This is a genomic window from Enterobacter cloacae complex sp. SHL009, from assembly GCF_049237205.1.
In the GTDB taxonomy this organism is placed as follows: domain Bacteria; phylum Pseudomonadota; class Gammaproteobacteria; order Enterobacterales; family Enterobacteriaceae; genus Enterobacter; species Enterobacter cloacae_M.
This window is the reverse complement of the sequence record NZ_JBMKIW010000006.1, coordinates 30,617-55,215: the sequence shown is the minus strand read 5'-3', so window position 1 is coordinate 55,215 and position 24,599 is coordinate 30,617. Positions and strand designations below refer to the sequence as shown.

20 protein-coding genes are annotated in these 24,599 nt (G+C 56.1%); 11 read left to right on the top strand and 9 right to left on the bottom strand.

Annotated features, from left to right (window positions below; genetic code table 11):
* Positions 1-88: 88 nt before the first annotated feature.
* Positions 89-1,474, top strand: a complete 1,386-nt coding sequence (gene selA, locus ACOTZC_RS15030) for an L-seryl-tRNA(Sec) selenium transferase (RefSeq protein WP_421635850.1) — start codon at positions 89-91, stop codon at positions 1,472-1,474.
* Positions 1,471-3,309: a selenocysteine-specific translation elongation factor gene (gene selB / locus ACOTZC_RS15025; RefSeq protein WP_126303884.1), complete on the top strand. Its 1,839-nt coding sequence runs from the start codon at positions 1,471-1,473 to the stop codon at positions 3,307-3,309. Before selA ends, selB begins: the two co-directional genes overlap by 4 nt.
* A gap of 3 nt (positions 3,310-3,312) precedes the next feature.
* Here selB and ACOTZC_RS15020 read toward each other — a convergent pair whose 3' ends face one another.
* Positions 3,313-4,197, bottom strand: coding sequence for an ROK family protein (locus ACOTZC_RS15020; RefSeq protein WP_045400261.1), 885 nt, complete (start codon positions 4,195-4,197; stop codon positions 3,313-3,315).
* A 165-nt stretch (positions 4,198-4,362) separates the two neighbouring features.
* Here ACOTZC_RS15020 and aldB point away from each other — a divergent pair, with 165 nt between their 5' ends.
* On the top strand, positions 4,363-5,901 hold the full coding sequence (aldB, locus tag ACOTZC_RS15015; protein WP_023309928.1) for an aldehyde dehydrogenase AldB: 1,539 nt from the start codon (positions 4,363-4,365) through the stop codon (positions 5,899-5,901).
* Here aldB and ACOTZC_RS15010 read toward each other — a convergent pair.
* Complete coding sequence (locus tag ACOTZC_RS15010) at positions 5,898-6,860, bottom strand: LysR family transcriptional regulator (RefSeq protein ID WP_023309929.1); 963 nt, start codon at positions 6,858-6,860, stop codon at positions 5,898-5,900. The genes aldB and ACOTZC_RS15010 overlap by 4 nt on opposite strands.
* A gap of 120 nt (positions 6,861-6,980) precedes the next feature.
* On the opposite strand from ACOTZC_RS15010, the gene ACOTZC_RS15005 reads away from it, so the two are divergent.
* Together ACOTZC_RS15005 and ACOTZC_RS15000 are read left to right on the top strand one after the other, a co-directional pair.
* Complete coding sequence (locus tag ACOTZC_RS15005; RefSeq protein WP_023309930.1) at positions 6,981-7,721, top strand: MipA/OmpV family protein; 741 nt, start codon at positions 6,981-6,983, stop codon at positions 7,719-7,721.
* A gap of 383 nt (positions 7,722-8,104) precedes the next feature.
* Positions 8,105-8,560 carry a 4Fe-4S dicluster domain-containing protein gene (locus ACOTZC_RS15000; RefSeq protein WP_045357253.1) on the top strand — a complete coding sequence of 152 codons (456 nt, stop codon included), beginning with the start codon at positions 8,105-8,107 and terminating at the stop codon, positions 8,558-8,560.
* A 4-nt stretch (positions 8,561-8,564) separates the two neighbouring features.
* Here ACOTZC_RS15000 and avtA read toward each other — a convergent pair whose 3' ends face one another.
* Together avtA and ACOTZC_RS14990 are read right to left on the bottom strand one after the other, a co-directional pair.
* The gene (gene avtA, locus ACOTZC_RS14995) at positions 8,565-9,821 is read right to left on the bottom strand and encodes a valine--pyruvate transaminase (protein WP_126303880.1); all 1,257 of its coding nucleotides are present in this window, start codon (positions 9,819-9,821) and stop codon (positions 8,565-8,567) included.
* Positions 9,822-10,059: 238 nt separating this feature from the next.
* Positions 10,060-12,090, bottom strand: a complete 2,031-nt coding sequence (locus ACOTZC_RS14990) for an alpha-amylase (RefSeq protein WP_248162857.1) — start codon at positions 12,088-12,090, stop codon at positions 10,060-10,062.
* Positions 12,091-12,404: 314 nt separating this feature from the next.
* On the opposite strand from ACOTZC_RS14990, the gene ACOTZC_RS14985 reads away from it, so the two are divergent.
* Positions 12,405-13,229, top strand: a complete 825-nt coding sequence (locus tag ACOTZC_RS14985) for a protein bax (protein WP_032661838.1) — start codon at positions 12,405-12,407, stop codon at positions 13,227-13,229.
* Between the two features lie 40 nt (positions 13,230-13,269).
* On the opposite strand, the gene xylR is transcribed toward ACOTZC_RS14985, so the two are convergent.
* From xylR to xylF, 4 genes are all read right to left on the bottom strand, one after another.
* Positions 13,270-14,448, bottom strand: coding sequence for a D-xylose utilization transcriptional activator XylR (gene xylR, locus ACOTZC_RS14980; RefSeq protein WP_023309935.1), 1,179 nt, complete (start codon positions 14,446-14,448; stop codon positions 13,270-13,272).
* Between the two features lie 33 nt (positions 14,449-14,481).
* Positions 14,482-15,663: a xylose ABC transporter permease XylH gene (xylH, locus tag ACOTZC_RS14975; RefSeq protein WP_213751784.1), complete on the bottom strand. Its 1,182-nt coding sequence runs from the start codon at positions 15,661-15,663 to the stop codon at positions 14,482-14,484.
* Entirely contained in the window at positions 15,641-17,182 is a 1,542-nt protein-coding gene (locus tag ACOTZC_RS14970) for a xylose ABC transporter ATP-binding protein (RefSeq protein ID WP_045400253.1), read from the bottom strand. The genes xylH and ACOTZC_RS14970 overlap by 23 nt, the downstream gene beginning before the upstream one ends.
* Positions 17,183-17,254: 72 nt before the next feature.
* Positions 17,255-18,247, bottom strand: a complete 993-nt coding sequence (gene xylF, locus ACOTZC_RS14965; RefSeq protein ID WP_045619363.1) for a D-xylose ABC transporter substrate-binding protein — start codon at positions 18,245-18,247, stop codon at positions 17,255-17,257.
* 371 nt (positions 18,248-18,618) lie between these two features.
* Here xylF and xylA point away from each other — a divergent pair, with 371 nt between their 5' ends.
* From xylA to ACOTZC_RS14945, 4 genes are all read left to right on the top strand, one after another.
* Positions 18,619-19,941, top strand: a complete 1,323-nt coding sequence (xylA, locus tag ACOTZC_RS14960) for a xylose isomerase (protein ID WP_087823749.1) — start codon at positions 18,619-18,621, stop codon at positions 19,939-19,941.
* A 72-nt stretch (positions 19,942-20,013) separates the two neighbouring features.
* On the top strand, positions 20,014-21,468 hold the full coding sequence (gene xylB / locus ACOTZC_RS14955; RefSeq protein WP_045400248.1) for a xylulokinase: 1,455 nt from the start codon (positions 20,014-20,016) through the stop codon (positions 21,466-21,468).
* Between the two features lie 103 nt (positions 21,469-21,571).
* Positions 21,572-22,111: an isochorismatase family protein gene (locus ACOTZC_RS14950; protein WP_421635849.1), complete on the top strand. Its 540-nt coding sequence runs from the start codon at positions 21,572-21,574 to the stop codon at positions 22,109-22,111.
* Positions 22,111-23,031 carry a GlxA family transcriptional regulator gene (locus ACOTZC_RS14945; protein WP_047173766.1) on the top strand — a complete coding sequence of 307 codons (921 nt, stop codon included), beginning with the start codon at positions 22,111-22,113 and terminating at the stop codon, positions 23,029-23,031. The genes ACOTZC_RS14950 and ACOTZC_RS14945 overlap by 1 nt, the downstream gene beginning before the upstream one ends.
* On the opposite strand, the gene ACOTZC_RS14940 is transcribed toward ACOTZC_RS14945, so the two are convergent.
* Positions 23,024-24,019, bottom strand: a complete 996-nt coding sequence (locus tag ACOTZC_RS14940; RefSeq protein ID WP_421635848.1) for an acyltransferase — start codon at positions 24,017-24,019, stop codon at positions 23,024-23,026. The two genes, ACOTZC_RS14945 and ACOTZC_RS14940, sit on opposite strands and share 8 nt — an antisense overlap.
* 182 nt (positions 24,020-24,201) lie before the next feature.
* Between ACOTZC_RS14940 and ACOTZC_RS14935 the strand changes: the two genes are divergently transcribed.
* On the top strand, positions 24,202-24,507 hold the full coding sequence (locus ACOTZC_RS14935) for a YsaB family lipoprotein (RefSeq protein WP_047173767.1): 306 nt from the start codon (positions 24,202-24,204) through the stop codon (positions 24,505-24,507).
* Positions 24,508-24,599 lie beyond the last annotated feature (92 nt).

The following is a 24,599-nucleotide window of genomic DNA, read 5'->3' as shown; positions in this document are numbered from 1 at the left end:
TTCGGCGTCGGAGGCGGTACAATCCCTCCACATGTTAACTCCCTCTCCCGTCGGGAGGGGGGAAGATATTTACTCGCCAGGCGCCTTCATGACTACTCATCATTCGCTGTACAGCCAGATCCCCGCTACCGACCGTCTCCTTCGCGAGCCCCGCATTCATGCTGCCGTTGAGCGTTTTGGCCATACCGCGACGGTGGAGATGTTACGCCTGCTTCAGGACGAAGCCCGATGCGCTATTCAGTCAGAAAACGCCTTGCCCGAATGGTGCGCGGCGTGGGAGCAGGAAGTTGAGCACCGGCTGGATGAGAAAGCGCAAAGCGCGTTACGCCCGGTGATTAACCTGACCGGTACCGTGCTCCATACCAACCTGGGACGCGCGCAGCAGGCGGAAGAGGCTATCGCGGCCGTTGTTCAGGCCATGCGGGCGCCCGTGACGCTGGAGTACGATCTGGACGGCGCCGGACGCGGGCATCGTGACCGGGCGCTGGCGGACCTGCTGTGCCAGCTGACCGGCGCGGAAGATGCCTGCATTGTGAATAACAACGCCGCAGCGGTGCTGCTGATGCTGGCGGCCACCGCCAGCGGCAAAGAGGTGGTGGTTTCCCGCGGCGAGCTGGTGGAGATTGGCGGGGCGTTTCGTATTCCGGACGTGATGCGCCAGGCGGGCTGCACGCTGCATGAGGTGGGCACTACCAACCGCACCCATGCGAAAGATTATCGCGCGGCGGTGAATGAAAATACCGCCCTGCTGATGAAGGTTCACACCAGCAATTATCATATTGAAGGCTTCACCAAAACGGTTGAAGAGGGCGAGCTGGCGGCGATGGGACGCGAACTGAATATTCCGGTGATTGCCGATCTCGGCAGCGGCTCGCTGGTGGATCTGAGCCTTTATGGGCTGCCCAAAGAGCCGATGCCGCAAGAGATGATTGCCGCAGGCGTCAGCCTGGTCAGCTTTTCCGGCGACAAGCTGCTTGGCGGGCCGCAGGCCGGGATTATCGTCGGCAAGCGCGAGCTGATTGCGCAGCTCCAGCAGCATCCGCTCAAGCGCGCCCTGCGAGCCGATAAAATGACGCTTGCCGCGCTGGAGGCGACGCTGCGGCTCTATCTCCATCCGGAGAAACTGGCCGACCGCCTGCCCACGCTGCGTCTGTTAACCCGCGATGCCGCTTCGATTCGCGCCCAGGCCGTATTACTGCTGCCGCGCATTGCCCCGTGCTACCCCGATTTTGACGTTCGCATTGAACCCTGCCAGTCGCAGATTGGCAGCGGTTCGCTGCCGGTGGACAGGCTGCCGAGTGAAGCGCTCACGTTCACCCCGCGTGACGGGCGCGGCAGCCACCTTGAAGCCCTGTCGTCGCGCTGGCGTGGCCTGCCCGCGCCGGTTATCGGGCGGATTTACGATGGCCGAATGTGGCTGGATCTGCGCTGCCTTGAAGATGAAGAGCGATTTCTGGAGATGTTGTTGAAATGATTATTGCCACCGCCGGTCATGTCGACCACGGAAAAACCACGCTACTGCAGGCGATTACCGGCATAAACGCCGACCGCCTGCCGGAAGAGAAAAAGCGCGGTATGACCATCGATCTGGGCTATGCCTACTGGCCCCAGCCTGACGGTCGCGTACTGGGTTTTATAGATGTACCGGGGCATGAAAAGTTTCTGTCTAACATGCTGGCGGGCGTGGGCGGCATCGATCATGCCCTGCTGGTGGTGGCCTGTGATGACGGCGTGATGGCGCAAACCCGCGAGCACCTGGCGATCCTGCAGCTGACCGGCAACCCGCAGCTGACCGTGGCGCTGACCAAAGCCGATCGCGTGGATGACGCACGCGTCAGCGAAGTGCGCGAAACGGTACAGTCGACCTTGCAGGAGTATGGTTTTGCCGATGCTCCGCTTTTTGTCACCGTGGCGACAGAAGGGCGCGGTATCGATGAACTTCGCCACCACTTACGGCAGCTTTCGTCGCGTGACCACGCCAGCCATCACCGCTTCCGTCTGGCAATTGACCGGGCGTTTACCGTGAAAGGCGCGGGGCTGGTGGTGACCGGTACGGCGCTGAGCGGTGAAGTGAACGTAGGTGATACGCTCTGGCTGACGGGCGTTAACAAGGCGATGCGCGTGCGAGGCTTACATGCGCAAAACCAGCCCGCGGAGCGTGCTCATGCCGGGCAGCGGATCGCGCTGAACATTGCCGGGGATGCGGAAAAAGAGCAGCTTAACCGCGGCGACTGGCTGCTGGCCGATGCCCCACCTGAGCCGTCTGAACGCGTCATTGTTTGCCTGCAGACAAACGTGCCCCTGACCCAATGGCAGCCGCTGCATATTCACCACGCGGCCAGCCATATCACCGGACGCGTGTCGCTGCTGGAAAACGACCTTGCCGAACTGGTATTCGATTCACCGCTCTGGCTTGCAGACAACGATCGTCTGGTTCTGCGTGATATTTCCGCGCGGGAAACGCTTGCCGGGGCACGGGTGGTCGCGCTGAATCCACCGCGACGCGGCAAGCGTAAACCTGAATATCTGCAGTGGCTGGCTGCTCTGGCGCAGGCCAGCGATGATAACACCGCGCTGCGGGTGCATCTTGAGCGCGGTGCGGTGAGCCTGCGTGATTTTGCATGGGCACGCCAGCTGAGCGAGGAAGGGTTACGCCTGCTGGCCCAGCAGCCGGGCTTTATTCAGGCTGGAAACAGTCTGCTAAACGCCCCGGTTGCTGCGAACTGGCAGCGTAAGATACTGAGCACGCTCGCAACGTACCATGAACAGCATCAGGATGAGCCTGGCCCGGGCCGTGAGCGTCTGCGGCGCATGGCGCTGCCGATGGAAGACGATGCGCTGGTGCTGCTGCTGATTGAAAACATGCGCGAAAGCGGGGCGATCAAAAGCCATCACGGCTGGCTGCATCTGCCGGATCACAAGGCCGGGTTTACCGCAGAGCAAGAAGCGGTATGGCAAAAAGTGGCCTCGCTGTTTGGCGATGAGCCGTGGTGGGTTCGCGATCTGGCCCGCGAAACGAATACCGACGAGCAGGTAATGCGTCAGGTATTGCGCCATGCGGCGCAGCAGGGGCTGATAGTCGCGATCGTGAAAGATCGTTATTACCGTAACGATCGCATTGTGGCGTTTGCGAACCTGATCCGCGAGCTGGATCAAGAGCGGGGCTCTACCTGCGCAGCCGATTTCCGCGATCGGCTGAACGTGGGCCGCAAGCTGGCGATACAGATCCTGGAATATTTCAACCGTATCGGCTTTACCCGCCGTCGGGGTAATGACCATCTGCTTCGTGACGCGCAGCTATTTCCCTGAGCGCTACGTGTGGCGGGAGAGTTTTTGCTTTGCCAGCCATACCGCGCCCAGTCTTCCTGCCTGGTTACCCAGCTCGCAGGGCAGAATGGGCACTTTGAGTGCTTCCCATTCCTCGAATCGCTCCAGGTACTTATCGAGCAGGAGATAGATTTTCTCCTGCTCGCTTACCCCTCCGCCAATCAGCACTGCCTGTGGATCGAACATCGAGATCACGCTATAAATGCCGCGCGAGAGAAAATGCGCCCAGGCTTCAATAGCTTCGCGCAGATGCACGTCGCTCTCCATACGTTTAAACAGCTCCTTGCCGTCAGGCATTTCTTCTTCTGAAACGGCCAGCGCGCGGCGGCAGGCTTTCATCAGGCCGCTGGCAGACGCAACCTCGTGCATCGGTTCGCCCTGGTCCCCCACGGGCAGCACGCCAAATTCGCCGGCGCGGTAATGCGACCCGCGATAGAGATCGCCTTCCATCACAATCCCGCCACCGATGCCCGTGCCAATGGTGATACAGACGAAATGCTCGTAATCCTTACCCGCGCCCTGCCAGCGCTCGCCCAGCGCCGCACAGTTGGCGTCGTTTTCCACGGTGACGGGAAGATCGGTCAGATCGGAGAAGAGTTCGCACAGGTTTTCGCTGTCGAGATAGTCGAGCGCGCCCGCTTTAGCCGCTTCGCCGCTATGGTGGTTAATATGGCCGGGAAAGCTCACGCCGATACCGACGATATCGTATTCGTCCTGATACGCTTCAACTACCGCTTTCCACTTCTTTTTGAAGGTGTTTTTATCCTCAGGGGTATCGTACTCGTCTGTCGTCAGCTCCTTGCCATTTTCATCAATCACGCCGTGCTTGATATGGGTTCCGCCTACGTCAAAACCGATAAATAGCTGCATCGCATCGTTCCTTATGAGCTCTTGACTTGTTAAGTATGGCTCAGTGGCAGAAACGAAACGTAAAGTACGGTAATCCGTGATACGGCTCGTAAACCCGTCACCCACTGGCGAGAAAAACGCCAGCCGGAACTACCCTTGTTGTACACCAACAGCAAGGAGACGGTCATGACAAACAATCCTCCCTCATCGCGTATCCAGCCCGGCGAGTATGGTTTTCCCCTCAAGCTGAAGCCTCGTTATGACAACTTTATTGGCGGCGACTGGGTAGCTCCCGTCGACGGCGAATACTATTCCAACCTGACCCCCGTAACCGGCCAGCCGCTGTGCGAAATAGCCAGCTCCGGCAAGCGCGATATCGATCTGGCGCTGGATGCGGCGCACAAAGCGAAAGATAAATGGGGCCATACCTCCGTTCAGGACCGCGCGGCTATTTTGTTCAAAATCGCTGACCGGATGGAGCAGAATCTGGAGCTGCTGGCGACGGCGGAAACCTGGGATAACGGCAAGCCGATCCGGGAAACGATGGCGGCAGACGTGCCGCTGGCCATCGACCACTTCCGCTATTTTGCCTCCTGCATTCGCGCTCAGGAGGGCGGAATAAGCGAGGTAGACAGCGACACCGTGGCGTATCATTTCCACGAACCGCTGGGCGTCGTCGGGCAAATCATTCCGTGGAACTTCCCGCTGCTGATGGCGAGCTGGAAAATGGCGCCCGCGCTGGCGGCCGGCAACTGCATTGTGCTGAAACCGGCGCGTCTGACCCCGCTCTCGGTACTGCTGCTGATGGAAATCGTTGGCGACCTTCTGCCGCCGGGCGTGATTAACGTGGTCAACGGTGCGGGCGGTGAGATAGGGGAATATCTGGCTACCTCGAAACGGATCGCTAAAGTGGCGTTTACCGGGTCGACGGAAGTGGGCCAGCAGATTATGCAGTACGCCACGCAGAACATCATTCCCGTGACCCTGGAGCTGGGCGGGAAATCCCCGAACATCTTCTTCGCGGACGTGATGGAGGAAGAGGATGCCTTCTTTGATAAAGCCCTAGAAGGGTTTGCGCTGTTTGCGTTTAACCAGGGCGAAGTCTGCACCTGCCCAAGCCGCGCGCTGGTGCAGGAGTCCATCTATGAGCGCTTTATGGAGCGGGCCATTCGCCGCGTCGAGTCTATCCGCAGCGGTAACCCGCTCGATAACGTGACGCAGATGGGGGCGCAGGTCTCGCATGGACAGCTGGAAACCATCCTCAACTACATCGATATCGGCAAGAAAGAGGGGGCGGATATTCTGACCGGCGGTCGCCGTAAGGTGCTCGGTGGGGATCTGCAGGAAGGGTATTACCTGGAGCCAACGATCCTGTTCGGTCAGAACAACATGCGCGTCTTCCAGGAGGAAATTTTCGGACCGGTGCTGGCCGTGACCACCTTCAAAACGATGGAGGAGGCGCTGGAGATTGCCAACGACACGCCGTATGGCCTGGGGGCAGGCGTCTGGAGCCGCAACGGTAATCTGGCCTATAAAATGGGCAGAGGCATTCAGGCCGGGCGCGTCTGGACCAACTGCTACCACGCCTATCCTGCGCACGCGGCATTTGGCGGTTATAAGCAATCGGGCATCGGGCGTGAAACCCACAAGATGATGCTGGAGCATTATCAGCAAACGAAATGTTTGCTGGTCAGCTATTCCGATAAACCGCTGGGGCTGTTCTAATCGCCCAGCTCAGGCCGTCCATGGGCGGCCTGAGCAATTTGCTGGCGCAGGCAGTTCAGAACGCCATCCAGAACGTATTGCACGCGCCAGGGCTGGTATTCGCGTTTGCGGAAGATGGCCGTCAGATCGAGCCACCACTCTTCCTGATGCGGGAAGCAGGGGACCAGCATCCCTTGCGTTAATTCTTTTTTCAGACTCTCTTTTGGCGCAAAAACAATCCCAAGATTATTTCTTGCCAGCTCCAGGGCCGTCTGCGTATTGTCGCAAATATAATTACCGGTCACCCGGTAGTCATGCACGCTATCACTGCCGTGCACGCGGAAACGCCAGATATTTGCATCATCGACCAGCATGGAGTCAATGAGAATACAGGAATGATTAATTAAATCTTCAGGTCCCTTTAAGGGGTGTTTATTTAAATACTCAACGGTTGCGAATGCCGTAACGGAATATTTTGTCAACACGCTGGCGACCAGGCTTTCATCTTTCGGCTGCGCATAGGTAATTAAAATATCGCAGTCATCTGGAAACGAAACACCTTCCGCAAATTCATTGCGATCCAGATTGTACGTTTTCAGGGATATGCGGATGTCACCGATATCATTGATTTTGTGGATCACATGCCGCGACAGATAGGTCACGATACCCGTAGGGGCGTAAATCGTGACTTTTCCGCGTTTTTCATGCTTGTAATCCGCAATGAAATTAACAAGTTGAGTATTTTTATCCAGCGTGGCGTTAACATAGGGAAGTAACGCTTCACCGAACTGAGTAAGCGCCAGTTGACGCGTGGTGCGTTCAAAAACCTTGAGTCCAACCCGTGTTTCAAAATCAGACAGATATTTGCTGACGTTGGCCTGCGCCATGCCCAGCAGGGCGGCAGCATCACCAATGCTGCGAGTTGCGGCGATGACGGATATGATTTTTAATTCGCGTGGCTTCAGCTGTAAATTACTCATCCTGCACACCCATCTATATGATTTTATATATAATATTATATAAACCACAGCGTTGCATTGGCAAATTTGTAACTATTATTATGCGCCTCGCTTGTTTGGCATTTTAATGGATTACATGTAATGACTATTAAATACAATTTACTCATCGCGGCCACGTTATTTGCAACATCCTCAGCAATGGCCGGTGACTTTTCACTAGGAGCGGGGGCTGTATTTAATGAGTCTCCTTACAAAGGCTATAACGAAAATACGACCGCAGTACCGTTAATTAGTTACGAAGGCGACAACTTTTATGTTCGCCAGACCACGGGCGGATGGATCCTGTGGAAAGACGCAAAAAATGAACTCAGCCTGACCGCATCGTGGATGCCGCTGCATTTCGATCCAGATGACAACGACGACCATCAGATGAAACAGCTTGATGAGCGTAAAGCCTCTGCCTTCCTCGGCGGCGCGTACTACCGCCACGAAAGCTGGGGTTCTCTGAAAGTGGCGGTCTCTGGTGATGCCACGGATGAAAGCGGCGGTATGATCGGCGAGGTTTCTTACTTCCGTCCAATCAGGATGGAGCGCCTGACCCTGACGCCCTCTGTCGGTATTTTCTATAGCGACGAAAGCTATAACGACTACTACTACGGCGTATCCGGCAGCGAGTCTCGCCGCTCAGGTCTGGATGAATACACCGCCGGTGACAGCTGGACGCCATACGTTGGCCTGGCGGCCAAATATCAGTTAACCCAGAAGCTGTATCTCAACGCCAGCGCGGTCTACACGGTATTGCCTGACGACGTGAAGAACAGCCCGATGATCGACCGCGACGACAGCTTCGCGCTGATGACCGGCCTGACCTGGCGTTTCTGATGCGTTAAAGCCGGGTGGCGGCTTCGCCTTACCCGGCCTACATGGACTGCCGTCGCAGTTTTACGTAGGCCCGAGCAAGCGAAGCGCCGCCGGGCATATTTGAGAGTACCGATCTTCCGTTTTCCCTTCCCGTCATGACTTCCTCATTAATATTCCTGATACGCTAATGCGATCTGCGCCATCAATAAAGGTGTGCATCATGTGTATCATTCTTAAAGAAAATTAAACCGTGCACTCTCGCCCGTATTTGGCGACGGGTGGGAATTAAGCACGGATATCAGGAGTCGTTATGTTTTATCCGGCTTACATTCATTCTGATTCCGACGGTAGCGCCAGCGGCTATCTCAAAAGAACTGGATTTTAACGTGCGCGAGGCGTAACAGATGAACCGATTTATCGTGGCGGATGCGGAAAAATGCATTGGGTGCCGCACCTGCGAAGTGGCCTGCGCGGTGTCGCATCAGGACGCCGTCTCCGCTCATGCCTTTACGCCCCGCCTTCGGGTGGTTAAGGGGGACGACTACACAACGGCAGTGGGTTGCCATCAGTGCGAGGATGCGCCATGTGCTAACGTCTGTCCAACCCATGCTATCAGCCGTACGGCGGGAGCCTGGCTCGTTGAGCAGACGCGCTGCATTGGGTGCAAAAGCTGTATGGTGGCGTGTCCGTTCGGGGCGATGCAGGTGCGCATGGAGGGAAATAAGCCGCAGGCGCTGAAATGTGATTTATGCCTGCATCGCGAAGGCGGACCGGCCTGCGTGGAGGCCTGTCCAACCCACGCGTTGCGATGCGTTGATCCTGCCAGACTACGCGCCGAACGGCTGCATAATCTGGCGTAAGAACTTACTGACCGTCTTCGCGCCAGGCTTTTTCAATTTCTTCGGCGAGAATTTTAACACCCGCTTCGATTTTTTCCGGATCGGGCACGTAGTTCATGCGCATGCACTGGTGTGTATGCGGCCACGGCTTATCCAGCCCCGGGAAGAAATAATCGCCTGGTACCATCAGCACGCCGCGCTTTTTCAGGCGCTGGTAGAGCAGTTCGGTGGTGATAGGCAAATCCTTAAACCACAGCCACAGGAAAATCGCCCCTTCAGGCTTGTGGATCAGGCAGCGTTCTTCCGGCAGGTAGCGGCGAAGTATCGCAATCGTCTCCTGAACGCGCTGGTAATAGAATGGCTTGATCACGTCATTAGACAGACGCAGCAGATCGTTGCGCTTAATCATTTCGCACATCATCGCCGGGCCAATGCCGCCCGGTGAAAGGCTGATAATGCCGTTCATATTGGTAATGGCGGTGATGATTTTCTCGTTGGCGATGATGATGCCGCAGCGGCTGCCCGGCAGACCCAGCTTAGAGAGGCTCATGCACAGGACAATGTTCGGGTTCCACAGCGGACGCGCTTCGCTGAAGATAATGCCCGGGAACGGCACGCCGTAGGCGTTATCGATCACCAGCGGAATGTCGTGCTGATTCGCGAGAGCATCCAGCTTCATCAGTTCGTCGTCGGTGATCACGTTGCCCGTTGGGTTAGTCGGGCGCGATACGCAGATCATGCCCGTCTCTTCACCAATATGCAGGTGTTCAAAATCGACGTGATATTTGAACTGTCCTTCCGGCAGCAGCTCAATGTTCGGGCGCGCGGAGACGAACAGATCCTCTTCCAGGCCGGAATCGGCGTAGCCGATATACTCCGGCGCCAGCGGGAACAACACTTTTTTGGTGGTGCCGTCGGCGCGACGCCCTGCGAACAGATTAAACAAGTAGAAAAACGCGCTCTGGCTGCCGTTTGTTAGTGCAATATTCTGTGGTTCGATATCCCAACCCAGCTCGTCACGCAGCATTTCGGCGAGGAGTGCCAGCAGTTCAGTTTTCCCCTGCGGGCCGTCGTAATTGCAAAGCGCATCGGTTGCTTTGCCGCTTTCCAGCATCTGAGCGAGCAGCGTCTGGAAATAGGTATTCATCTCCGGAATTTGAGCCGGGTTTCCGCCGCCGAGCATGATTGCGCCCGGTGTGCGCAGCCCGTCGTTGAGGTCCTCCATCAGGCGAGTAATGCCTGAATGGCGGGTAAATTTGTCGCCGAAAAGTGAAAACGTCATAGCAGGTGATCTGTCGAGCTTATTTTGAAAGTGGGTAACCATAACGCTAGCACCGTGCTGGTGCAAATCGGGTGATGTGGTCGGATTTGTTGTTTTGTATGGCGGAGTTGGATTTATACAGTGAATAGTTCTGGTGGATTTTGCCTCACCCCGACCCTCTTCCAAGAGGGAGAAGGGGAAAAGACGGCGCCGTGCGGTTCCCTCTCCCCTGCGGGGAGAGGGTTAGGGTGGGGGAGAATTATTGATTACCTGCCCATACCACCATCACCTTATCGCCCTTGTGCTCTCGCACGAAGCCATATCCCTCTTTCAGCGACAATGTGGTTTGCTTGCCTTCACCGATCGCCGGATGGCGGGCGCGGAACTGACCCAGCGTTTGCCAGTGGGCGACGGTTAGGGCCTGCTTGCCCGTGACGTCCTGCCAGTTCATATCTGATCGGGTGCCCTGTAATGGGTCAGAACCTGTCGGCCCGAACGGACGCTCGGATTCATCCCCGTAATAGATTTGTACGCTGCCCGGTGCTAACAGAAGCAGCTCCGCAGCTCGCTGGCCCCCTTCGCGGAACAGACGCGTATCGTGTGATGAGAGATAGCTCAGCACGTTGAAGCTTTGCAGCTTTTCCGCCATCTGCTGCCAGGTGAGATCCATATCTGCCAGACAATCCACCGCTTTTGCCGCCTGCTCCTGATAGTCAAAGTTAATCATCGCATCAAAACCGTGGCGGTAATAATCGCTTTGCATCACCCCGTGGCCCCAGGATTCCCCGGTCATCCAGAAGGGTGCGTTGTCGAGCTTTTTGTCCGGGTTCGCCCCTTTCCAGGCGGCCAGCGCCTGGCTTGCCTGGTCTTTCAGCTGTTGCCAGGCCGCAAGCTCAACGTGTTTCGCCGTATCCACCCGGAAACCGTCGATGCCGTAGTCGCGTACCCACTGGCTCAGCCAGTGGGTCAGATAATCGCGCGGGGTATATCCCGGGATGGCCTTCGCGCGGGTGTCGGGCTTGTGTTGGTAAAAGTTAGGCAATCCGGAAGGCGTCGTGGATTCCGTTTTCAGATCCGGCAGAAATGCCAGCGACATGGTCAAATCGTCGAAGCCAGGGTTGTCGTAATCGCCGATGTCCGTGCGGATCCATTTCTTGCCCCACCATTTCTCCCATGCGGCTTTGTCGCTAAAGTTGATGTAGTCGTTAAAGCTGTGCCAGCTTTGGCCCGCGCCCGGCTTCCAGTCCGTCCAGCGTTCTCCCAGCGTCTTTTTCAGCTCATCACCCTGAAGGTACAGGGCACCAAACTGAAATTCCTGCATGTCTGCCAGCGTGGCATAGCCAACGTGGTTCATAACGATATCAAACAGAACGCGGATCCCGCGCTTGTGCGCTTCGTCGACAAGATGGCGTAAATCATCTTCGGTGCCCATGTTGGCGTCGAGCCTGGTCCAGTCCTGGGTGTAGTAGCCGTGATAGGCGTAGTGGGGGAAATCTCCTTTGGTGCCACCGCCTACCCAGCCGTGGATCTGCTCAAGCGGGGAGCTTATCCAGAGCGCGTTCACCCCCAACTGCTGTAAATAATCGAGCTTGCCGGCAAGTCCTTTGAGATCCCCGCCGTGGAAGGTGCCAATCTCTTGCATACCGTCTTTATGACGACCGTAGCTGTTGTCGTTGCCCGGGTCACCATTCACATAACGGTCGGTCAGCACAAAATAGACGGTGGCGTTTTGCCAGCTAAACGGCGCCGGCCTGTCGGTTTCGGCGCGCTCAAGCAGCAGCAGGCCGTTACTGTTAGCGGCTGGCTGCAGGGTGATTTTTCCATTCTGCACCGTCGCCGTCTGTTTACTGTAGTAGTCGCGCATCACGGAGCCTTCCGGGAAGGTACTGCTGATGTCCAGCGTCAGCGGTTTGCCGTCCCACTTCGGACACTGGCGGATAACGTTTGCAACCGGCTGTTCTGCGGTACTCTGAATCGTCAGCATGAGGGTGGGCGTGCCGGAGCGGGTATCAATCCGCATCTGGTAGTCACCGTCGCGGAAAAGGCGCCACTGCGGCGGCGTGCCGTCACAGGGCTTGAGCGACAGCATCTCATTGAGTTTTATCGCATCCGCAGGCTGCCAGCACGTCTTGTCAAAACTCAGCGTCAGAGGACGCGTACCCTTCGCAAGCTTTGCCTGGCTGGTGAAGACACCGGTGCCTTCGGCGGTAAATGCGTTAAACCCCGGCGATGACCAGTCGGCATGTGCCAGTGCGGGTAACATCAGAAAGGCTAATGCGGTACGTTTCATTCCTTTTTCCTGTCGCGGCATTTTTGACCAGTGTGCCATCAGGCGGGGGGATGAAACTCATCCCCTGTCGTTTTCTGCCAGGAGGATGCGTGAGGATGAGTGATCTCGCGCAAAATTAGGCAGTTATCTGCGATAGCGCACACAGTTTTTGTGGAATGATGTTTTTATGAGCAAGTTTCAGGTGACATAGTTTCGGAATTGGACTATTTCTATACGTGCTCTTGAAGTCTATTTTTGATATGATTTGAGATTCCGCTCTCAAATTTGTGAAAAAAATAAGGTGTTGGGATGATTACATCCGACCAGGAGACCTAATGATATCGACTCCCATTCGACGATATGGGGCTGCGATACTCATGTTACTCACCACGGCATTTTCGGGTGAGGTGCTTGCGAAGACGCACACGGATACAACGAGTAAGAAAGCCCACGTAATAAAGACGACAAGTAGTAAGGTTAGCAGTAAACAAGAGTATTCTCGCAATAGTGCAAAGAGTAGTTCACTTCCTGATTTGCGAAAATACCCTTCCGGAACACCAAGGAAAAAAGCGTTTCTCCGGACGGTAATGCCTTACATCACGAGTCAAAATGCCGCGATTACTGCGGATCGTAACTGGCTGATTTCTAAACAGTACGATAGCCGCTGGTCGCCGTCAGAGCGCGCGCGTCTGAAAGATATCACGAAGCGCTACAAGCTGAGCTGGAACGGTAACACCCGTCGTGTGCCGTGGAATGCTCTCCTTGAGCGTGTAGATATCATCCCGGGCAGCATGGTTGCGACCATGGCTGCTGCCGAAAGCGGCTGGGGTACTTCTAAGCTTGCGCGTAGCAACAACAACCTTTTCGGCATGAAATGTGTGAAAGGTCGTTGTAACAATGCTCCTGGCAAGGTAAAAGGCTATTCGCAGTTTGAATCTGTGAAGGATTCCGTCAGCGCCTACGTGGTGAATCTGAATACGCATCCGGCCTACTCATCGTTCCGTAAATCCCGCGCTCAGCTGCGTAAAGCGGACCAGGAAGTGACGGCCAGTACGATGATCCACAAGCTGAAAGGTTATTCGACAAAGGGACAGAGCTATAACAACTATCTGTTCGCCATGTACCAGGATAACCAGCGTTTAATCGCCGCCCATATGTAATCTCAAAAAAAACGCCTTCCAGTGGAAGGCGTTTTTTTTTCTATATCAGCACCTCGCTGTGGCGATCCCGATACTCCTTCGGCGTGGTGTCATACTCTTTGCGGAACACCGAATAGAAGTATTGCAGAGACGGGTAACCGCACATCTGCGAGATTTCGTTGATCGACAGTGACGTGGAAATGAGCAAGCTGCGTGCTTTCTCCAGCTTTTCAGCATGGATGACGGCATGAATGGTTTCGCCTACCTCTTCTTTAAAACGCTTTTCCAGATTCGAACGCGAAATGCCCACCGAATCCAGCACCTGATCGACCTTAATCCCTTTGCAGGCGTGGTTGCGAATGTAGTGCATGGCCTGAATGACGGCCGGGTCGCTTAAGGAGCGATAATCGGTTGAGCGACGTTCCACCACGCGGACAGGAGGCACGAGCAAACGCTGAAGCGGCAGAGATTCTTTATCCAGCAGACGATGCAGCAGCTTCGCCGCCTGATAGCCCATCTGACGCGTGCCCTGAGCAACGGAGGAGAGCGCCACGCGAGACAGATAGCGGGTCAGTTCTTCGTTATCTATGCCAATCACGCACAGCTTTTCGGGCACCGGAATGTGTAAGTGTTCGCAGACCTGCAGCACGTGCCGCGCGCGAGCGTCCGTCACGGCGATAATACCGGTTTGCGGCGGCAGCGTTTGCAGCCAGTCCGCCAGGCGGTTTTGCGCGTGCTGCCAGTTTTCCGGCGCGGTCTCCAGCCCCTGGTACACCACGCCGCGATACTTCTCCTGTGCGACCAGCTGGCAAAACGCGTGTTCTCGCTCAACGGCCCAGCGCTTGCCGCTGGTGGCCGGTAACCCATAAAACGCGAAGCGATGGACGCCTTTCTCTTTTAAATGGAGAAAGGCGGCCTCGACCAGGGCATGGTTATCGGTGGCAATATAGTGGACCGGCGGATAGTGTTCGGGCGCATGATAGGAGCCGCCGACGCCCACAATCGGGACGTCGACGTCGGTCAGCAGCTGCTCGATGACGGGATCGTCATAGTCGGCGATGACGCCATCGCCCAGCCAGTCTTTGATGTTCTCCAGACGGGTGCGAAAATCTTCTTCAATAAAAATATCCCATTCAGATTGCGACGCCTGCAAATATTCACCAACACCTTCTACCACCTGACGGTCGTAGGCTTTATTGGCATTGAATAACAACGTAATGCGGTGACGCTTTTCAAACATGGCTCACTTCCCAATTAAGTCACAATACGGTTATCAGGCCCGTCGCTTGGTGGCCGAGTCCATCCAGACTGCCAGTAAAAGAATGGCCCCCTTGACGATATACTGCCAAAACGTCGGGACGTCCATCATACTCATCCCGTTATCCAACGACGCCATGATAAATGCCCCCATGACCGCGCCCGCCACGCTACCGATACCCCCTGCGAGGCTGGTGCCGCCAATGACGCAGGCGGCGATAGCATCCAGCTCGGCGATGTTACCGGCGGAGGGAGAACCGGCGCCCAGACGCGAGCTGAGGATCAGCCCGGCGATAGCGACCATCAGGCCGTTAATGGCGAAGACCGCCAGCTTGGTACGCTCGACATTGATACCCGAGAGGCGGGCCGCTTCAAGGTTGCCGCCAATGGCATAAATACGGCGACCAAACGCGGTGCGCGTGGCCATAAACATGCCGCCCAGCAGCAGAAGCGCCAGCAGCAGGACGGGGGTCGGAACGCCGCGATAGTCGTTTAAAAGCCAGATGGCGCCGAGCACAATGACCGCCGTGAGCGCCTGACGCCCCACCACCGATGTTGACGCCGGAGAAGCCAGCCCCAGCGCCTGACGACGCATGCGTCCACGCCACTGCCACGCGACAAACCCCAGCAACCCCGCCACACCGAGGGCAAAGCCCACGCTATCCGAGAGGTAACTCTGACCAATCTGCGACATGGCTGCACTGGTCGGGGAGACGGTGGTGCCGTTAGTGATGCCGATTAAGATCCCGCGAAAGGCCAGCATCCCCGCCAGGGTGACAATGAACGATGGCACCTTACGGTAGGCAACCCACCAGCCGTTCCAGGCACCCAGAACCAGACCCAGCACCAGCGTGACCGCCACGGTCAGCGGCAGCGGCCATCCAAGCCAGACGTCGAAAATCGCCGCCACGCCGCCAAGCAGACCCATCATCGAACCGACCGACAGGTCGATTTCCGCAGAGATAATCACGAAGACCATGCCCACGGCCAGAATGCCGGTGATGGCAGTCTGGCGGAGCAGGTTGGAGACGTTACGCGCGCTCAGGTAAGAGCCATCCGTCATCCACGTGAAGAACAACATGATGACGATGATTGCTGCGATCATTACGAAAACCTGCAGGTTCAGCGCTTTTAGCCCCGCGAACGCACCGGGCGTCGGAACAGCGACTTTGATATCAGACGGATTGCTTTTCGACATGACGTTCGCTCCTTAAAGCGGCTTCCATCACCTGCTCCTGCGTCAGGTTCTGGTTAATCAGGTTGGCTTTCAGTTTTCCCTCGTGCATGACCAGCACGCGGTCGCTCAGGCCGAGCACTTCGGGTAACTCAGACGAGATGACGATGACGGCAATCCCTTGCTGTACAAGCTGATTAATCAGTTTGTAGATTTCGTATTTGGCTCCGATATCAATCCCGCGCGTGGGCTCATCAAGGATTAAAATGCGTGGATTGAGAAGCAGGCAGCGTGCCAGAATCGCCTTCTGCTGGTTTCCCCCGCTCAGACGGCCAATCGCCAGTTCCGGCGAGGAGGTTTTGACCTTCAGCCGGGCAAGCGACTGGAGGATGCACTGCTGCTCGGCGGCGTCGTCCAGGCTGCTCAGCGCGCCGGAGAACCGATCGAGTGCCGCAAGCGTAATGTTTTTACCCACAGCCATCACCGGTACGATGCCGTCTTTCTTACGATCTTCCGGCACCATGGCAATGCCGTGGGCAATCGCCTGCTGGCAGTTGTCGATTTTCACCGGCTGACCGTCGATATAAACCGTGCCCTCCCAGCGCCCAGGCCACACGCCAAACAGGCACTGTACGGCTTCGGTGCGCCCGGCACCGACGAGGCCAGCAATCCCAAGAATTTCACCGCTGTGAAGGGAAAACGAGACGTTATTGACGCGCTTGATGTGGCGGTTAACGGGGTGCCACGCGGTCAGGTTTTCCACGCGCAGCACTTCATCGCCCGTTGCGTGGGGTTCATTCGGGTAGAGCGCCGTCAGCTCGCGGCCCACCATCATGGTGATGATGTCATCTTCACTCATGCCTGCGGCTTCACGCGTGCCGATGTGCTGCCCGTCGCGGATCACGCAGATGGCGTCCGAAATAGCTTTAACCTCGTTCAGCTTGTGCGAAATGTAGATACAGGCGATGCCGTGGTTTTGCAGATCGCGAATGATGTTGAGCAGAACCGCGGTTTCCTGTTCGGTGAGCGAGGCCGTGGGCTCATCAAGGATCAGCAGCCTGACCTGCTTATTAAGCGCTTTCGCTATTTCGACCAGCTGCTGTTGCCCGAGGCCCAGATCCCCCACGCGGGTATCCGGTGAAATGTTGAGGCTCACCTGCGCCAGCAGCTTTTCGCAGCGGAGCGTCATGGTGTCGTAATCCAGCACGCCGCGGTGGGAAATTTCGGCCCCGAGGAAAATGTTCTCCAGCACGGTGAGATGCTTCACCAGCGCCAGCTCCTGGTGAATAATGGCGATGCCTTTGCGCTCGGTATCGCGGATGTGTGTCGCCTGAATCACTTCGCCGGCAAAGACGATTTCGCCTTCGTAGCTGCCGTGGGGGTAAATCCCGCACAACACTTTCATCAGCGTCGACTTGCCCGAGCCGTTCTCGCCGCACAGCGAAACCACTTCGCCGGGGTTCAACCGGAGGCTAACGTTGTCGACGGCTTTCACCGTGCCGAAGCGCTTGGTGATGCTTTTCATTTCAAGTAAATAGGGCATAACCGCTCCACATAACCCGAGGGAAGAACAGTACAACGTGATGCGCCCCCGCAGAGCAGGGGCTGCGCCGGATTACAGTTCGCTCTTCTTGTGGAAACCGTCTTTAACCACGGTGGCGTCAATGTTCTCTTTGTTGACTTCAATCGGCGTGAGCAGGCGAGCTGGAACGTCTTTCAGGCCGTTATTCAGCGTTGCATCTGCTTTAGGTTGTTTGCCATTGCCCAGCTCCACGGCGATTTCCGCCGCCGTATTGGCCAGCTGGGTAATCGGTTTGTAGACCGTCATGGTTTGGGTGCCTGCGATAATGCGTTTTACGCCAGCCAGATCGGCATCCTGTCCTGAAATGGCGACTTTTCCGGCCAGCCCCTGTGCGGTCAGGGCCTGGATAGCACCGCCTGCAGTGGCATCGTTGGAGGCCACAACCGCATCAATTTTGTTGTTGTTGGCCGTCAGCGCGTTTTCCATAATTTTCAGCGCGTTTTCTGGCAGCCAGCCGTCGGCCCACTGATCGCCAACCACTTTAATTTTCCCGTTATCGATGTACGGCTTAAGGACTTTCATTTGCCCTTCGCGGAACAGTTTGGCGTTGTTATCTACCGGAGAGCCGCCCATCAGAAAATAATTGCCCTGAGGCACTTTGTCGATCAGGCTTTGCGCCTGTAATTCCCCGACTTTTTCATTGTCGAACGAAATATAATAATCAATATCCGCATTATTAATCATGCGGTCATAGGCCAGGACTTTTATGCCTTCCTGTTTGGCTTCTTTCACCACGTTACTTAATACCTGGCCGTTATAGGGGATAATGACCAGAACATCGACGCCACGGTTGATCATATTCTCGATCTGCGACATTTGTGTTTCTTCATTGCCATTAGCCGACTGAACAAACACGCTGGCGCCGAGGGATTCTGCTTTCTTCACAAAAATATCGCGATCTTTTTGCCAGCGCTCCAGGCGGAGGTCGTCAATCGCCATACCAATTTTGACCTCTTTGGCATGTCCTGCAAAGCTTGCAAGGAGGAGCGTAGTGCAGAGCGTTAGAGTCAGGTTCTTTATCTTCATAATTATTAGGCCTTTTTGTAGGGGTATGTGTTGCTGAGATAAAAGAAACATTCACTGCTGAGACGCAGCAAATTTTTAACGCGGAAAGGCGGGCTGGCAATTACAGATTTTTATCTTCTCATTATGATATTTGGTTTATTTCTGAATTTATGACCGCGATCGGATTTTAAAATACGTAACGTCTTAATTACATTTGATTCTGGAATACGCGCCGAAAAATAGTTTGTCTGCGCATTATTTTGCGAGCCAGCGCACAGTTGTGCATTCTCTCAATAGCAGTGTGAAATAACGTAATTGAGCAACCCAAAATGTCTATTCACTATTACTCCTGTATCAACGACTCGCCGCATACCCTGATTATGGAGCTCAATATGCAAGCTTATTTCGACCAACTCGATCGTGTTCGTTACGAAGGCCCAAAAACGACCAATCCTTTAGCATTTCGTCACTACAACCCGGATGAGCTGGTGCTGGGTAAGCGCATGGAAGATCATCTGCGCTTTGCCGCCTGTTACTGGCATACCTTCTGCTGGAACGGCGCCGATATGTTCGGCGTGGGTTCCTTTGACCGCCCGTGGCAGCAGCCGGGTGAGGCCATTGAGCTGGCAAAGCGCAAAGCCGATGTGGCGTTTGAGTTCTTCCACAAGCTGAACGTGCCGTACTACTGCTTCCATGACGTGGACGTGTCGCCGGAAGGGGCGTCGCTGAAAGAGTATCTGAACAATTTTGCGCAGATGGTGGATGTACTGGCGGCGAAACAGCAGCAAAGCGGCGTGAAGCTGCTCTGGGGCACGGCAAACTGCTTCACCAACCCACGCTACGGCGCGGGCGCGGCAACCAATCCGGATCCGGAAGTGTTTAGCTGGGCAGCCACGCAGGTGGTGACGGCAATGAACGCTACGCATCAGCTGGGTGGCGAGAACTATGTCCTGTGGGGTGGCCGTGAAGGTTATGAAACGCTGCTGAACACCGACCTGCGTCAGGAGCGCGAGCAGATTGGCCGCTTTATGCAGATGGTTGTCGACCATAAGCACAAAATCGGCTTCCGCGGCACGCTGCTGATCGAGCCGAAACCGCAGGAACCGACCAAGCACCAGTATGACTACGACGTGGCGACAGTGTATGGCTTCCTGAAGCAGTTCGGTCTGGAAAAAGAGATCAAAGTGAACATTGAAGCCAACCACGCCACGCTGGCGGGCCACTCTTTCCATCACGAGATCGCGTCTGCCATTGCGCTGGGCATTTTCGGCTCTGTCGATGCGAACCGTGGCGATGCACAGCTGGGCTGGGACACCGATCAGTTCCCGAACAGCGTGGAAGAGAATGCGCTGGTGATGTACGAGATCGTCAAAGCGGGCGGTTTCACCACCGGCGGCCTGAACTTTGACGCCAAGGTACGTCGTCAGAGCACCGACAAATACGATCTGTTCTACGGCCACATTGGCGCGATGGACACCATGGCGCTGGCGCTGAAAGTGGCCGCGCGCATGATTGAAGACGGCGAGCTGGATAAGCGCGTAGCGAAGCGTTACAGCGGCTGGAACAGTGAGCTGGGCCAGCAAATCTTGAAAGGTCAGTTATCGCTGGCGGAAATTGCGAAGTACGCTGAACAACAGCAGCTGGCGCCGCAGCACCAGAGCGGGCACCAGGAACTGCTGGAAAATCTCGTAAACCACTATCTGTTTGATAAGTGATTGAGCTGAAGATGCACGTAGGCCCGGTAAGCGTTAGCGCCACCGGGCATTTCTGTTAAAGGAGTCACCGTAATGTATATCGGGATCGATCTTGGCACATCGGGTGTGAAAGCTATCCTGTTGAGCGAGCAGGGCGACGTGTTAGCAACGCAGACGGAAACGCTGCAGGTTTCACGTCCGCATTCGCTGTGGTCGGAACAGGATCCGGAACAGTGGTGGCAGGCGACGGATCGCGCAATCAAAGCCTTAGGTGAGCAGCACAGCCTGCGCGACGTGAAAGCGCTGGGGATTGCCGGACAAATGCACGGCGCTACGCTGCTCGATAGCCAGCATCGTGTGTTGCGTCCTGCGATCCTCTGGAACGATGGCCGCTGTGCGGAAGAGTGTGCGCTTCTTGAGGAACGCGTACCCAATTCCCGCGAGATTACCGGTAACCTGATGATGCCCGGCTTTACTGCGCCCAAATTGCTGTGGGTGCAGCGCCATGAACCGGAGATTTTCCGTCAGGTGGCGAAAGTCCTGCTGCCGAAAGACTATCTGCGTTTTCGCATGACGGGCGATTTCGCCAGCGACATGTCGGATGCCGCGGGCACCATGTGGCTCGACGTGGCGAAGCGCGACTGGAGCGAGGCGATGCTGGATGCCTGCCATTTGACCCGGGAACATATGCCCGCGCTGTACGAAGGCTGTGAGGTGACAGGCGCACTGCTGCCAGCCGTTGCTGAACGCTGGAATATGCCTGCCGTACCGGTGGTAGCCGGGGGCGGCGATAACGCGGCGGGCGCAGTCGGTGTAGGGATGGTTGAGGCGGGCCAGGCGATGCTGTCACTGGGAACGTCTGGCGTCTATTTTGCCGTCAGCGACGGGTATCGCAGTAATCCTGAAAGCGCTGTGCACAGTTTCTGTCATGCCCTTCCCGGGAAATGGCATTTGATGTCGGTGATGCTCAGCGCGGCATCCTGCCTGGACTGGGCGGCAAAACTCACCGGCATGGCCGACGTTCCGGCTCTCATTTCCGCAGCCCAGCAGGCGGATGACGCTGCGGGTACCGTCTGGTTTTTACCGTATCTTTCCGGCGAGCGTACGCCGCACAACAACCCGGAAGCGAAAGGGGTGTTCTTTGGTTTAACCCATCAACATGGCCCGGCAGAACTGGCGCGTGCGGTTCTGGAAGGCGTGGGCTATGCGCTGGCCGACGGGATGGACGTGGTGCACGACTGCGGCCTGAAACCGACGAGCGTCACCCTGATTGGCGGCGGTGCGCGAAGCCCTTACTGGCGACAGATGCTGTCGGATATCAGCGGTTTGCAGCTGGATTTCCGCACCGGCGGGGATGTCGGGCCCGCGCTCGGTGCCGCGCGTCTGGCGCAGATAGCCATTCATCCGGAACAGCTGCTTTCGCAACTGTTGCCGCAGCTGAAGCTTGAACAGGCGCATTTGCCTGATGCAACGCGCCATGCGCGGTACGCGGAAAGGCGCGACGTGTTCCGCAAAATCTACCAGCAGCTGCTGCCTCTGATGTCGTAAATACGCTTGTCCTGGAGAGGCACGAGGATGTCCTTTTTTGGTCTGTGCGTGCCTTCATTTCCTTGCCAGTATGGTGTTACACCCACTGGCGAGGAGATTTATCATGTCACGCATTGCATTAATCAACATCGATACTCAGCAGTCATTCCATCACCGCAATTACTGGCAGGAGGACGAAATTCCTGCCTTTCAGCAGGCGATGCTGGGGCTGATCGAAGGCTGCCAGGCGCGCAACATTCCGGTCATTGATATTTTTCACGTGGATGAAGACGGTCCTTTCACTCTGGAAAGCGGCTATGTCAAACCGATGGCCTTTTTACGTCATCAGCCGGATGTGGTTTTCCAGAAACTCCTCCATAATGCCTTCACGGATACCGGGCTTGACCGCTGGCTGCGCGAGCGTGATATCAACAGTGTGATTATCTGCGGAATTCGTACTGAGCAATGCTGTGAAACCACCGCCCGGGTGGCTTCCGATCTGGGTTATGCTGTGACCTTTGTTAGTGAGGCAACGCTGACGTTTCCCATGACGTACAAGGGGATAACCCTTAGCGCAGCGGAAATTCGCCATCGTACCGAGACGGTACTGTCCGGGCGTTTTGCCGAGATTAAAACGGTAGCGGAGACGCTGGAGTCCCTGTAATGAGCATCGACGTCTGGTTCGTGATGTTGCCCGGGGTGCTGTCATTAGACATGACCGGCCCGGCAGAAACCTTTGTGCTGGCAGGCGACGCGTTTCGCCTGCATTACATTGGCCCGCAATCTGAGGTTCCGACGTCCATTGGCCTGACGATGAGCGGCATTCAGCCGCTGCCGGAGCGTCTCCCGGAAGGCAGCCTGCTGGTGCTGCCGGGTGTGAGCGACTCCCGCAGTCAGTTCTCAACGCCACAGGCGCAGCAGATCCAGCACTGGCTGATGTGCCTGCAGCCGCAGATCCTGCGCCAGGAAATCACCGTGATGTGCGTCTGTTCAGGGGCCTTACTGGCGGCGAAATCGGGCCTGTTGAACAACCGGCAGTGCACGACCCATCATGACGTTATTAGCCGTTTACGCACCGCGGCCCCCACGGCGACGATTAAAGAAAACCGCATCTTTGTGCAGGATGAGAACATCTGGACCAGCGCGGGGATCACGTCAGGCATCGATCTGGCGCTGCACATGATTAACCGCCTGTGCGGCCCCGAAAAGGCGCTGACCGTGGCGCGTGAGATGGTGGTCTGGTTCCGCCGTTCCGGTGACGATCCCCAGCTATCCCCGTGGCTGCGCTACCGCAATCATCTTCACCCGGCGATCCATCGGGCGCAGGATGCGCTCACCGCCGAGCCGCAAAAAGCGTGGAGCTTGCCTGACATTGCCGCACTGGCGCACGTCAGCCCGCGTCATCTCACCCGGCTTTTCCAGTCACATTTAGGGATTAGCGTTCGCGATTATCTGGAGCAGCTGCGTCTGGCGGTGGCGGAACAGTGGCTATTGCAGGGGCGCGGCGTGGAACAGGCCTCACTGGCGGCAGGGTTTTCCTCCCCGCGCCAGTATCATCGTGCCCGGCAGCGCAGCGTTAACTGACGAAGCGGCGAACGTCTATTTTTTGCAGCAGCATCGACAGCAGCAGGCTGATCGCCAGCGTGGCGGCAAAAATCCAGACGATATCCAGCACCGGCCAGCTTTTAAGCTCAACGCCTCTCGTGCGCAGCGCGTGGATCACCAGCGCATGAAAACCGTAAATCCCAAGAGAGTGCCGCGAGATAAGACTCAGCATGGGCAGGGCGCGCGCGTTCAGGGTATTTTTGGCGAGCGTGAGCAGCGAAACGGCACAGATAAAGACCATCGGCCCGCAATAGAGATACCACGTATCGGCAAAATTGCCGCGCCACTGCAGCTCGTGCAGCGTCCCGCGTGAAATCACCGCCACCCCAGCGATAAACAGCGCCCCGCAGAGCCAGTTCAGACCGCGTTTTTGCGTGTCCATCATCCCGATGGCGCGCCCCAGCATGCCGTAAAGCACGTAGTAAAAAGTATCGCCATTGATATAAAGGTTCACCGGCAACCACTCAAATCCGTCGATTTTCTGTGAGAGCGTATTCGGGTTGGCGACAATACCGATAACCACCATCAGGGCCAGAAGCATTTTACCGCTGACGTTTTTTACCTGGATGAGCGGGGAGACCAGATAGATAACGATAATGGCGAAGAAGAACCACAGGTGGTAGAACACCGGTTTTTGCAGCACGTATTTCAGCGATAGCCCGGCGTTAATGGAGGTGAACAGCGTGATATAGAGCAGGGCAACGGCGCTGTAGAACCCCAGGCAGGCCGCTATGCGGATGAAGTGCCGCGGCTGCGCGCTACGTTCGCCAAAAAAGAGAAAGCCGGAAATCATAAAGAATAGCGGCACGCTGACGCGTGACGCAGAGTTGAGAATATTGGCGATATCCCAGTTAACGGGGCTGATGCTGTGGGCATTCGTGACGTACCAGGTCGTCGTGTGGATCATGACCACCATCAGACACGCTATTCCTCGCAGGTTATCAATCCAGTTAATTTTTGACTGCATCAGTTCCTCGTATTCCCTGTAAATTGAGTGTGACTGCCATTGTCCAAAAGTCTTCGCTTGGAAAATTCTGAGTTTTATGCGCAGGCTTGCCGGGAGACCGTGAGATTCGCAGAATGGCAGACCTTAATCTATAAAAGTGTTGATATTAAAAATAACAGCCACTGACCAGGGCGGTAATAAAAATGATGATGAAGCGTGCGGCGTCACTCTTTCTGCTGGTGATCCTGGCGGGATGCAGCGCGCCGCAAGAAGCACCTGTGCAAAAAGCGCAGCAGGGTAAAATGAGTCCGGAACGTTCGTTGAATATGGAGTCTCTCTGCAAGGACAAGGCCGCCCGCCGCTATAACTCGGACATTCAGAAAATTAACATCATCGGATTCGAGCGCTTTCAGGGCAGCTATGAACTAAGAGGATATACGGCGCGTAAAGAGGGCTTTGTCTGCTCGTTTGATGCGGATGGTCAGTTTTTACATCTCTCCATGCGCTAGCCTGCTCGTATAATCAGCAGCCAGACGCCGTCAGCGTTCTGGCCGGAAGGCTTATTTCCCAATTTTCCCTAAACAACCCCGTTTCGTACTGT

Bases quoted from the DNA above. Each gene is read 5' to 3' on its own strand.
- selA (WP_421635850.1), top strand. From the start codon at position 89: ATGACTACTCATCATTCGCTGTACAGCCAGATCCCCGCTACCGACCGT.
- selB (WP_126303884.1), top strand. From the start codon at position 1,471: ATGATTATTGCCACCGCCGGTCATGTCGACCACGGAAAAACCACGCTA.
- ACOTZC_RS15020 (WP_045400261.1), bottom strand. From the start codon at position 4,197: ATGCAGCTATTTATCGGTTTTGACGTAGGCGGAACCCATATCAAGCAC.
- aldB (WP_023309928.1), top strand. From the start codon at position 4,363: ATGACAAACAATCCTCCCTCATCGCGTATCCAGCCCGGCGAGTATGGT.
- ACOTZC_RS15010 (WP_023309929.1), bottom strand. From the start codon at position 6,860: ATGAGTAATTTACAGCTGAAGCCACGCGAATTAAAAATCATATCCGTC.
- ACOTZC_RS15005 (WP_023309930.1), top strand. From the start codon at position 6,981: ATGACTATTAAATACAATTTACTCATCGCGGCCACGTTATTTGCAACA.
- ACOTZC_RS15000 (WP_045357253.1), top strand. From the start codon at position 8,105: ATGAACCGATTTATCGTGGCGGATGCGGAAAAATGCATTGGGTGCCGC.
- avtA (WP_126303880.1), bottom strand. From the start codon at position 9,821: ATGACGTTTTCACTTTTCGGCGACAAATTTACCCGCCATTCAGGCATT.
- ACOTZC_RS14990 (WP_248162857.1), bottom strand. From the start codon at position 12,090: ATGAAACGTACCGCATTAGCCTTTCTGATGTTACCCGCACTGGCACAT.
- ACOTZC_RS14985 (WP_032661838.1), top strand. From the start codon at position 12,405: ATGATATCGACTCCCATTCGACGATATGGGGCTGCGATACTCATGTTA.
- xylR (WP_023309935.1), bottom strand. From the start codon at position 14,448: ATGTTTGAAAAGCGTCACCGCATTACGTTGTTATTCAATGCCAATAAA.
- xylH (WP_213751784.1), bottom strand. From the start codon at position 15,663: ATGTCGAAAAGCAATCCGTCTGATATCAAAGTCGCTGTTCCGACGCCC.
- ACOTZC_RS14970 (WP_045400253.1), bottom strand. From the start codon at position 17,182: ATGCCCTATTTACTTGAAATGAAAAGCATCACCAAGCGCTTCGGCACG.
- xylF (WP_045619363.1), bottom strand. From the start codon at position 18,247: ATGAAGATAAAGAACCTGACTCTAACGCTCTGCACTACGCTCCTCCTT.
- xylA (WP_087823749.1), top strand. From the start codon at position 18,619: ATGCAAGCTTATTTCGACCAACTCGATCGTGTTCGTTACGAAGGCCCA.
- xylB (WP_045400248.1), top strand. From the start codon at position 20,014: ATGTATATCGGGATCGATCTTGGCACATCGGGTGTGAAAGCTATCCTG.
- ACOTZC_RS14950 (WP_421635849.1), top strand. From the start codon at position 21,572: ATGTCACGCATTGCATTAATCAACATCGATACTCAGCAGTCATTCCAT.
- ACOTZC_RS14945 (WP_047173766.1), top strand. From the start codon at position 22,111: ATGAGCATCGACGTCTGGTTCGTGATGTTGCCCGGGGTGCTGTCATTA.
- ACOTZC_RS14940 (WP_421635848.1), bottom strand. From the start codon at position 24,019: ATGCAGTCAAAAATTAACTGGATTGATAACCTGCGAGGAATAGCGTGT.
- ACOTZC_RS14935 (WP_047173767.1), top strand. From the start codon at position 24,202: ATGATGATGAAGCGTGCGGCGTCACTCTTTCTGCTGGTGATCCTGGCG.